Annotated in this window: 7 protein-coding genes and 1 pseudogene; 2 read left to right on the forward strand and 6 right to left on the reverse strand. The window is 66.6% G+C overall.

What is annotated here, in order from left to right; translation table 11 throughout:
• Window positions 1-74: 74 nt before the first annotated feature.
• On the reverse strand, window positions 75-842 hold the full coding sequence (locus EV641_RS18500; RefSeq protein WP_054713069.1) for a class I SAM-dependent methyltransferase: 768 nt from the start codon (window positions 840-842) through the stop codon (window positions 75-77).
• A gap of 86 nt (window positions 843-928) precedes the next feature.
• On the opposite strand from EV641_RS18500, the gene EV641_RS18505 reads away from it, so the two are divergent.
• Together EV641_RS18505 and EV641_RS18510 are read left to right on the forward strand one after the other, a co-directional pair.
• Window positions 929-1,861, forward strand: a complete 933-nt coding sequence (locus tag EV641_RS18505) for an NAD(P)/FAD-dependent oxidoreductase (RefSeq protein WP_132473619.1) — start codon at window positions 929-931, stop codon at window positions 1,859-1,861.
• A 106-nt stretch (window positions 1,862-1,967) separates the two neighbouring features.
• Window positions 1,968-2,114: pseudogene (locus EV641_RS18510) on the forward strand (IS5/IS1182 family transposase); the annotation flags it as partial.
• A gap of 39 nt (window positions 2,115-2,153) precedes the next feature.
• On the opposite strand, the gene EV641_RS18515 reads toward EV641_RS18510, so the two are convergent.
• Genes EV641_RS18515 through EV641_RS18535 form a run of 5 tightly spaced genes read right to left on the reverse strand, consistent with a single transcriptional unit; the run spans window position 2,154 to window position 9,448 of the window.
• Window positions 2,154-4,685 carry a class I SAM-dependent methyltransferase gene (locus EV641_RS18515; protein WP_132473621.1) on the reverse strand — a complete coding sequence of 844 codons (2,532 nt, stop codon included), beginning with the start codon at window positions 4,683-4,685 and terminating at the stop codon, window positions 2,154-2,156.
• Window positions 4,682-6,097 (reverse strand): ATP-binding cassette domain-containing protein, encoded by a 1,416-nt coding sequence (locus EV641_RS18520; RefSeq protein ID WP_132473623.1) that lies wholly within the window; start codon window positions 6,095-6,097, stop codon window positions 4,682-4,684. Before EV641_RS18520 ends, EV641_RS18515 begins: the two co-directional genes overlap by 4 nt.
• A complete protein-coding gene (locus tag EV641_RS18525; protein WP_199233301.1) occupies window positions 6,094-6,921 on the reverse strand; it encodes an ABC transporter permease subunit in 828 nt (275 codons plus the stop codon). Before EV641_RS18525 ends, EV641_RS18520 begins: the two co-directional genes overlap by 4 nt.
• A complete protein-coding gene (locus EV641_RS18530; RefSeq protein WP_132473625.1) occupies window positions 6,918-7,886 on the reverse strand; it encodes an ABC transporter permease in 969 nt (322 codons plus the stop codon). Before EV641_RS18530 ends, EV641_RS18525 begins: the two co-directional genes overlap by 4 nt.
• On the reverse strand, window positions 7,883-9,448 hold the full coding sequence (locus tag EV641_RS18535; RefSeq protein ID WP_132473627.1) for an ABC transporter substrate-binding protein: 1,566 nt from the start codon (window positions 9,446-9,448) through the stop codon (window positions 7,883-7,885). Before EV641_RS18535 ends, EV641_RS18530 begins: the two co-directional genes overlap by 4 nt.
• Between the last annotated feature and the right edge of the window lie 12 nt (window positions 9,449-9,460).

The following is a 9,460-nucleotide window of genomic DNA, read 5'->3' on the forward strand; positions in this document are numbered from 1 at the left end:
TGTCGTCGAGCTCGTCAATCACCCTGCATGGCAGCCGATTTCACAGGCCGCGGCGACGGCCACGTCGGGGACGGTCAACGCCGCCTGGCATCCGATTCGATGGCGAACACCCCGAACTGTTCGTCACCCGCCGCATTCGCATGTAAGTTGTGTTGGGCAAGTTCGGATTCGAGTGTGCCGGCATCGAGGACGTTCCACCGGTACTCGACCTCGGCAGCGTCGATCTCGTGGCCTTCCTCGCTCGTTCGGTAGGTCATGTGCCAGATCATGGTGTGCTCGTCCACGCGCTCGGCCCGAGCGGAGCCGTGGTACTCGCGATCGCCGACGCGTTCACGTGCCATCTCGAATTCCGGAACGGCCGAGGACGTGGTGGGCGCTTGAAGATTGATCACGGCGCATCCTCCAGGCCGTAGTCCGGCGGCAATCACCCGCCACAATTGCGCTCGCTCGGCGTAGTCGAGGTGGCCGAGTGAATTGATCATGACGAGGGCATCGAACTTCTCGGGGAGGCGGGACGACGGGAACGGCCGGTTCTCGACGGTCACCCGGGAGCGTAGGTCGTTGTCGGACGCGACTCGATGCAGCAATACCGCGCGCAGATGGCTGGACGGTTCCACCGCTACGATCCGCGCCATCGGTGCAGTGCGAGCGATGACGCAGGTCCCGAGTCCGGTGCCGGATCCGAGCTCGACGATGGTGGCGTCGTTCTCGCCGATGCCGGCCAATGCCGCGCTGACGTGGGGCGCCATGTGCTGCCATAGCCCCGCGCTGAGGAGGTCGAGGTGATCCGCGGATCGGGTGTACGGGTCCATGTACGGGGGCACGGCGGTCCTTTCGGTCATCCGATCCGGCCGGCGAGGCTCGGTTACTATCGGTAACGACAATCGCATTCAATTGTAGCGGGCGAACCACCGATCGGAGTTACCTCATGTACGACGTCGTCATTGTGGGTGCAGGTGCCGCCGGCCTCAGCGCCGCGCTGGTACTCGGGCGCCAGAAAAGATCCGTCCTGATAGTCGATGGTGGACGGCCGCGTAACGCGCCCGCCGCCGAAATGCATATGTACCTCGGCCGCGACGGTGGTGCACCGGCTCATCTCCTCGCCGACGGGCGTGCCGAAATCGACGTATACCCGACGGTCGAGCGGATCTCCGGCCAGGTCAGTGCGGTCGGCGGAGTCGACGGTGCATTCGAGGTAACGGTCGACGACGGGCCGCCCGTACAGGCTCGCAAGCTGTTCTTCGCTGTGGGCGTCACCGACGTCCCGTGGGAGATTCCGGGCCTGGCGGAACGCTGGGGATCAGGAGTCTTCCACTGCCCGTTCTGCCACGGATTCGAGACCGACGGGCTGACGCTCGCGGTCCTGGCCAACGGCCCGGACGCTGGTCTCGGCGCCTACGTCGCCGACCGCTATTCCGATGATGTGGTGGTCTGCACCAACGGTCCGTCGACCATTCCGGACCCGTTGAGCGCCATGCTGGACAAGACGGGCGCGCGGGTGGTGGAGACGCCGGTCGATCACATCGAGGGCGAACCTGGTTCGCTGACGGTGCATTTCGCCGACGGCTCCGTTCTCGAACGTCAGGCCCTCTACCACCGGGCGCCGACGACTCCGAACACGGCGCTCACTCGTGCGCTCGGGTGTGAGCATTTCGACGACGGATGTGTCCGCGTCGACGAGTTCGGTAAGACGACCGTTCCCGGGGTGTCCGCCGGCGGCGACGCGGCGCACCTGGCAGCCGTCCCCGAGCCGGTGACGCTGGTGGCTCCCGCTGCCGCGGACGGTGTCCGTGCCGCAGTGTGGTTGGAGCAGGATCTCTTCGGCGAGACGTTCGTCGACCAGTCCGTGTTTAAAAAGTGATCTTGAACCGCGTTTCCGCCGGAAGGGATGTCGCAGTCGTTGAATGAGTGATCAGCTCGCCCACCGCCGCAATCGAGGCTCCGGCGGTGGGCGACCCCCGGCATTCGATCGAGACATCTACCGGCAACGGCATTCGGTCGAGTGCGGAATCAACGTTCTGAAGCAGTTCCGGGCGGTGGCCACGCGCTACGACAAGCTCGCGGTGCTGTACATGGCAACCGTCCAGGTCGCTGTGATCAGTCAGTGGTTATGAGGTAGCGGGCTTTTGAAACATGCCCTGGCCGCTCCGATGTCACAGCGCCTGGCCGACGAACAGGCGCTGTGACGGGGCTGCCAGCGCAGTGCCGTCCACGGGAAGCTCGAGGGATGGACGAATACCGTTGATGGACAGGTAGTGCCGAATGTCGGCATCGGAAAGGAAGACGCTCCCGTTCCGGCGGTCGGCCGCACCCGGATACGCTGCACCGGCTCGCGGCGACAGCAGGAACTGCATCGTGGCCAGCACGAGGTAATGCTCACGAACGGCCTCGATCACGACGGCGATCCCCGACGGTGCCAGCACTTCACTCAGGGCTTCGACAGACGATCCCGCATCGGTCGCACAATGGATAACGTTCGCGGCCAGCACCACGTCGAATGCCTGTGCCGGTAGATTCTGATCGGTCAGTCGGATATCGATGTCTGCTGTCGCGGTGCGAAATCCGGATCGAGCACCGAAACGCTCTGCGGCCGAGGTGGTGAAAAAGCGGGAGATGTCGGTGAAGAGGTAGTCGATATCCTGGTCGCCGAGCGCTGCGAGCGCGGCATGTGTGCCGCCCCCGGCGCCGCCCCCAAGCTCGAGGATGCGGAGTGGGCCGGGCCGGGTGCGCGCGGCCTCGGCGATGATCCGGGCCGCGGCGCCGTGCAGGTACCGGTTGCTGAAATTCCTCTCGTCCTTGCTCAGCGACGTGGTCATGTCGCCGTCGGGAAACATCAATGCTTGCGCCGACACCTCGTCACGCAGCAACGGGCCGAGCGAAGACAGCGCTCTCGAGTAGAATCCGGCCATCGCGGACGGATACCCGAGGGCGCGGCAGGCACGGGCGAGTTCCCGGTCGTCGATGCTGTTCGTCGCCGGCTGGGTGGGCTTCGCGAGGACGAACGCGTCGTGGCCCTGCCGGTGTGCGTGTCCTTCGGCGCACAAGACCTCGATCCACCGACGCAGAATCCACAGGTGCCGCTCTGCGACTCGCAGTGTCGCGGCCACCTTGTCGATGGACGCCGTCACACCGGGCCGAACCCCGCCGTCGGAACAGAGGAAGCCTGCCAGCGCATCGAGGGCGATGCCGTCCAACCGTTCGACAGCTCCGGGTACGCGGACAAGTGCTGCATCGGAAATGGGCTCCGGCGTACCCGACACGGCACACCTTCCCGCACGGTCGATCTCGTGTCGCCGACGATTCGCTGCGACGATGTCGAGACCGCGTCCGGACGGAAGTTCGACGGTCATGCGTTCCGGGCGGGCGATACCGGCCCGACGCAACAGCGTGCGGGCGACGTCGAGCATCCGACTGCGTGCGAACGCGCCCAGCGGCTCGTGAGGAGTGCCGGCCTCCGGTGGGTCTGTCGCGGTGATCGCGCCTACTACCGCGGGCGATGCCACCCGGAACACGGCGGGATCGGACGGATCGATCAACACCACTGCATCCGTACCGGTCAACGCCGAACTCAGCGCTGCGGCCGTGACGGATCGGGGAATGTCCGTGATCAGGGTGGGTCCCGATTCGACACGCGCTCGCAGATCGGTCAGTGCGGCGCCGTCGCGATCGAGATCGTGCCACGACGTCACCGAGGGAGCATCGCTCCCGGCCACGGCGGCGACGTCGACAGTGAACACTGCATCGAACCGATACCGCGTGAGTTCGGAATCGTCGCGCAGCGTCTTCGCGTACGCGAAGACCGACACCTCTCGACCGGACGCGGCTGCGATGGACGCGAGCGTCGACGGGTCCACCGACAGTTCGCTGTCCGACGATGCCCGCCGATCCACTCGGTCGCCCAGTGTGTTCGGGTCTCCATCCGGATTCTTGGCCATCTCCGCCCAGCGGGCGAAGTCGTGGAGCAGGCCCGAATGCCGGATGTCGCCGACGATCACGGTGCCACCGGGGGCGACCGTGTCGATGGCGTCGAGTACGACTGCAGCAAGATAGCGGGTGTCCGGAAAGCACTGGGTGACCGAGTTCAGAAGAATGCAGTCCGGTGTTGCGCCGGTCGCTGCAACGGCGTCCCGCACGAGTTGTCCCCGCAGTTCGTGCGCGGCGGCCTTGACGAAACTGGTTCCGGCGATGCGTTGCGCGGCGAGTCTGTCCACGATCTCTCCGGCCACGTCGGTACCGACGTAGCTGTCGACATGCGGGGCGAGTCTGCGCATCAACAGTCCTGTCCCGCATCCGAGCTCGAGCACGTTGCGGGGACGTTGTGCGAGAACGAGTTCGACTGTGCGCTCGACCCATTCGATCATGTGCTCGGTCGGCAAGGGCTCGCCGGTGTCGGTGGCACGCCAGCCGGCCAGATCGTCGTCCCGATCCTGCGTCTGCATATCGTGCTGCTGTGTGGAGCTGTAGGTCCAGTCGTACACCTCTGTCCAGTGCGTCAGATGTTCGTGGGTGAGGCCACCGACCACCGCGGCGCCCTCTGCTCTCGTCGTCGCGACGGCCTCGTCGGAGACGACGATGCGTACTCCTCCGTCTCCATCCGGGTCGACGCGCGCGATCCATGGGTGCGAGGACAGAGCATCGACGGCTGCGTTGAGATCGGGGTGCGGGGGCAATTCGGTATCGGTCATATATGTGTGCTCCTCGTGTGCGAAGGGGTTTCGATGATGGAGGCCTTGTGAATTTCGACGACGCGATCCGCCCGAGCGGCCAGATACTCGTCGTGCGTTGTCGCCAGAATCGACAGGCCGCTGTCGGTTTCGGTGCAGGCGTGCCTGAGCTCGTCGAGCAGGTCGGTAATCAGCATTGCCGTGTTGTGATCGAGCGATGCGGTCATTTCGTCGGCTATGAGAAGGCGCGGGCGGCCCGCGAGGGCTCGGGCGATCGCGACACGTTGTCGCTGACCGCCGGACAGCTCGTGCGGGCGTCGGCGTAAGACGGTCCTGGGTACCGCGACACGGTCGAGGAGACGCTCGGCCTCGGCCCGAAGGTCCGCCCGCGGATGCAGTCGTCGCATCTGACGTCTGAGGATGCGCTCGATGTTGTGGGCGGGATTGAGTGCATCCCGGGGATTCTGGCCGACCAACGCGATCGCAGCGCGCGACTGCGGTGTACGTTCACCGACCCGGGCGGCGACGGCATGCCCGTCGAGTGTCAGGGTGCCGTCGAACGGATGCAGTCCACACACCGCACGCAGCAGCGTGGTCTTGCCGCACCCGGAGGGACCCCGTAGGACGACGAACTCGCCGGTACGGACGTCGAGGGTGGAGCTGTCGAGCAACATACGCCCTTGCTCGGTGCGAATCCCGAAATCGGTCAGCTCCAGTGCGGATGTGCCGGAGCGGACGACCCTCCCGGATACGAACACGGTGTGGTCGTCGACGGCCGGCGCGGTCCGTAGTACCCGATCGCACACGGCAATCAGGCGTGGGTCGTGAGTGGCGACGATCGTGACGCCGTTCGCGCGTCGTCGTGCGATGATGGCCGCGAGTACCGGTTCGAGGGTGACGTCGTCGAGCCCCGAGGTCGGTTCGTCGAGGATCACCAGCGGGGGCGACACCACCAGCGCGCGGGCAACAGCGACGCGTTGAGCCTGGCCACCCGAGAGACGGTGGGGCGGCGAGTCGATCTGCTCGTCGGTCAGCCCCAACTCGGAGAGAACGGAGCGCGCGGCTGCGGTTGCGTCGTGTCGCGCGCAGCCGCGCATACGTGCTGCCTCCGCGACCGAACGACATGCGGTGTGGCCGGGATGCAGCGCCGACGCCGGATCCTGGGCGGCATATCCGACAGTGGTTCCTCGCCACGATCTGGTGCCGTGCTCGCCCGGTCCGCACCAGACGACCGACCCGGCAGTGACGGCCACGCCGCGCGGCAGCACCCCGAGGATGGCGGCGATCGCGGTGGTCTTACCTGAGCCGGACGGGCCCACGAGTGCGACGATCTCGCCGGTTGCGGCGTCGAAATCGAACTGATGAAGAGGATGGTTTCCGCGGTCGTCGGTGACCGTCAGGCCGCGAACGCGCAGCGTGCTCGGGGTCGTCATGTGGAGACTCCTCGTCGCTCGGCCGACCCGAGTAGTGTCGACCCGAGCGTTGTCGATGCGATCGCGACGATGGTGGCGAGTGCGGCGAGAGCAACCGCCGGCGCGACGGTTGCGGCAGCGTTCAGTCCGATTCCGGAATAGTTCTCCGTGATCATCGATGCCCAATCCGGCTCCGGGGGTGAAGTTCCCAGGCCCAGCGCGTTGATGGTGGACACGAGTTGCAGGGCCACGATGACGCGCAGTCCGTAGTCGGTCGTGATCGCGGCGGTGTGTGACGGCAGCACCTCGTGGCCCAGAATGGACGGGACGGAATCGCCACGCATGCGTGCGACGTCGATGTAGGTGGCGTGGCGGCAGTCGGCGGAAAGGTCGGCGACGACGCGGGCGGTGAGCGGGGAACCGGCTACGACGGTCGCGGCAACCACCGCGACGGGCATCGGGACGGCGACTGCGAGGACGAGTCCGACGAGAACGGCGGGGACCGCGAGCAAGAGATCGGTCCCGGCGCTCACGCCGACTTCGATTCGGCGCCCGGACCACCCGGCCCAGAGACCACAGGCGACGCCGACCGATGTCGACGCGGCGGCCGCGACGAGCGCAACCGCAGTGAGAGTGCCGCCGCCCCAGAAGATTCGCGACAGCACGTCGCGCCCGAGTGCGTCGGTCCCGAGCAGCTGGTCTGCGTTCGGCGGTGTCCACGGTCGGGCCACTGTCGCGAGCGGGTCGAGGTCGGTGAGATAACGGCCGAACAACGCGAAGGCAAGCACCGCGGCCAGTGAGACCGCGATCAGCGACCGTGCCGATCGCCCACTACGGCCGGTCACCTCGGATCCTTCCTGCCGATGCATGCAGCGACAAGATCAGCGACGGCCATGCCGACCACTACCACGAGCGCCGCGAGCAACGAGATCGCTTGTACTACCGACACATCGCGTGTGGCGATCGACGTCACGAACAGTTCTCCGAGCCCGGACAGACCGAAAATATTCTCCACCAAGGCGGTTCCGCAGATCAGCCCGGCCAGGACGAACGACATCACACGAACGACGGGCGCCGCGACAACCGGAAGGACGTACGACGCAGCGATATGTGCCCGGCCGATGCCGCGCATCCGGGCATCGACGATGTACGGGGTTTCCGTGGCATCCACCAGCGGTCCGCGCAGCATCATCGCCGCATATGCGCTTGCCGGCAGCGCCAGCGTCAATGCCGGCAACACCAGGAGGTCGAGGTGTGCCAGTGGTGACCGGCCGGCAGGAATCAGGGAGACCGGTGGCACGAGTCCTGCCCTCCCGGACAGGATCGCGGCGACGAGAGCCGCAACGACGACCTGGGGGAGCGCCGCAATTGCGGTGGTGGCAGCCGATCCGGCAGATCGACGTCCCCCGCCGTGGGAGGCGAGCACAGCGAGCATCCCCATCAGAGGGATGATGACGACCAGCGCGAGCGACACGATGCCCATCGATACCGGCAAGCGGTTGCGGAGCATCGACGCCACACTGCGCCCGGTGCTCGTCGACGTACCGAGATCACCTCCGACGGCATTCGTCAGCCACGCGAGGTACCGCACAGGAAGTGGTTCGTCGAGACCGGCCGCGGAGCGCAGCATCGACAGTTGTTCGGGGCTCATCCGGCCTGCCGCACGCAGCGACACGGCGTCACCTGGAAGGAGCGCAGTGACACCGAAGACGATCACCGAGACGGCCAGGGTGAGTGCGATTGCGCGCGCCGCCGTCCCGAGCAGCGGACGCAATCGCACTCCGCCGGAGTGGCGTGACGTCGAGATCACCCTTCGAGGTCGACCTGGTCGATGAACGCACTGGCGAATCCGATGCCTTCGGGCACTCCGGTCACGCCCGGTGCTGCAAGATCCAGACGGTCGGAGGCAGCCCAGATGGCGTAACCACCTTCATCGCGGAGCGTTGCCATCAGCTCACCGATTCCGCGATCACGGGTCGCGTCGTCGGGCTCGGCGACGGTCTCGGCGAGTTTCGCCGACCAGGCGGGATTGCCCCACGCGGTTTCGTTGGTCGGTGAATCCGGGCGAAGGGCCACCTGGGTGATGTCGAGGAAGGGGATGCCCCCGAGATAGCTGATGTAGAAGGGGCGTTGGGCGTACACATCCTGGAAGTAGGTGTCCGGGGGTGACAGCTCGACCTTCACTCGGATGCCGATGTCGGCGAGCTGCTGGGCGATGAGGGTGGCCGCGCTGTCCATTCCGGGGTACGCGGTGGTGCTGTTCAACGTGACGTCGACACCGTCTGCCAGGCCGGCCTCGGCCATCAGTTCGCGGGCGCGGTCGAGGTCACGAGTGCGCTGCGGCAGATCGGGTGCAGCCGGGTCCTGGGGACTGATCACGTCGTTACCCAGCTGTCCTTGTCCCAGGAACGCGACATCGAGGAGCTGGTCGCGGTCGAGGGCATTGCGGACGGCCTCACGGACTCGGTTGTCGTCGAACGGTGCTGTGTCGGTGCGCATCACAAGGGGGTAGAGGGTCGCGCCTGCATGCCGGACCACTCCGATTCCCGACGACTCGTCGAGTGCCACCACCGCCGACGCCGGGACTCCCGCGGCGAGATCGGCCTGCCCCGAGGTGACGGCGTCGGCGCGTGCCTGCGGATCCGGGATCGCGCGCATCTCGATGGTTGCCATCGGCGGAACGGGGCCCCACCACTCGTTGTTGCGTTCGAACACTTCGACCTGCCCGCCCGCGAAGGCCGGACGGAACGGTCCCGACCCCGGTACAAGTTCGGTGAAGTCGGCGCTGCCCTCCGGTACGACGAACGTCGACCCCTCCAGGGCCTGACCGACCTCCGCATACGGTTCCTTGGTGCGGAGCAGCAGCGTCGTGTCCGACGTCGCTTCCGAGGCGTCGAGATCGAACCGTTCGACGCGACCCGAGTTCTCCGCCGATTTCTCGCCCATCCGGCGGAGGGAGAACAGCGCATCCGCGGCGGTGACGGGGCTGCCGTCGGAGAACCTCGCGTCGTCGCGCAGCGTGATGGTCCATTCGGTCAACGTCTCATCCGGCTCCCAGGACTCGGCCAACCGCGGTTGTGTCTGTCCGTCGGCACCGGGAACCGTCAATGGGTCGTAGGTGAGGGCCATCCGAACCACATCACTTTCCGCGGGCAGGAGTCCGTGCGGATCGTTGGTGCTGACTGCCGACGAGCCCGGCGCAACGTATCGGAACACGTCCGATGCACTGACGTCGTCTCTGGCGTTATTCGGGTCGCCGGCGTTGTTCGGCTCGTCCGACGTCGAGCAGCCGGCCAGCACGGCGACGGACGCGGCGAGTGCCGCTGCCGCGCGGAGCGGGGTCGAGCGGGGTAGATGGGTGCGATATCGCATGGGGTGCTGTCG

The sequence above is a fragment of the Rhodococcus sp. SMB37 genome (genome assembly GCF_004345605.1).
GTDB lineage: Bacteria > Actinomycetota > Actinomycetes > Mycobacteriales > Mycobacteriaceae > Rhodococcus.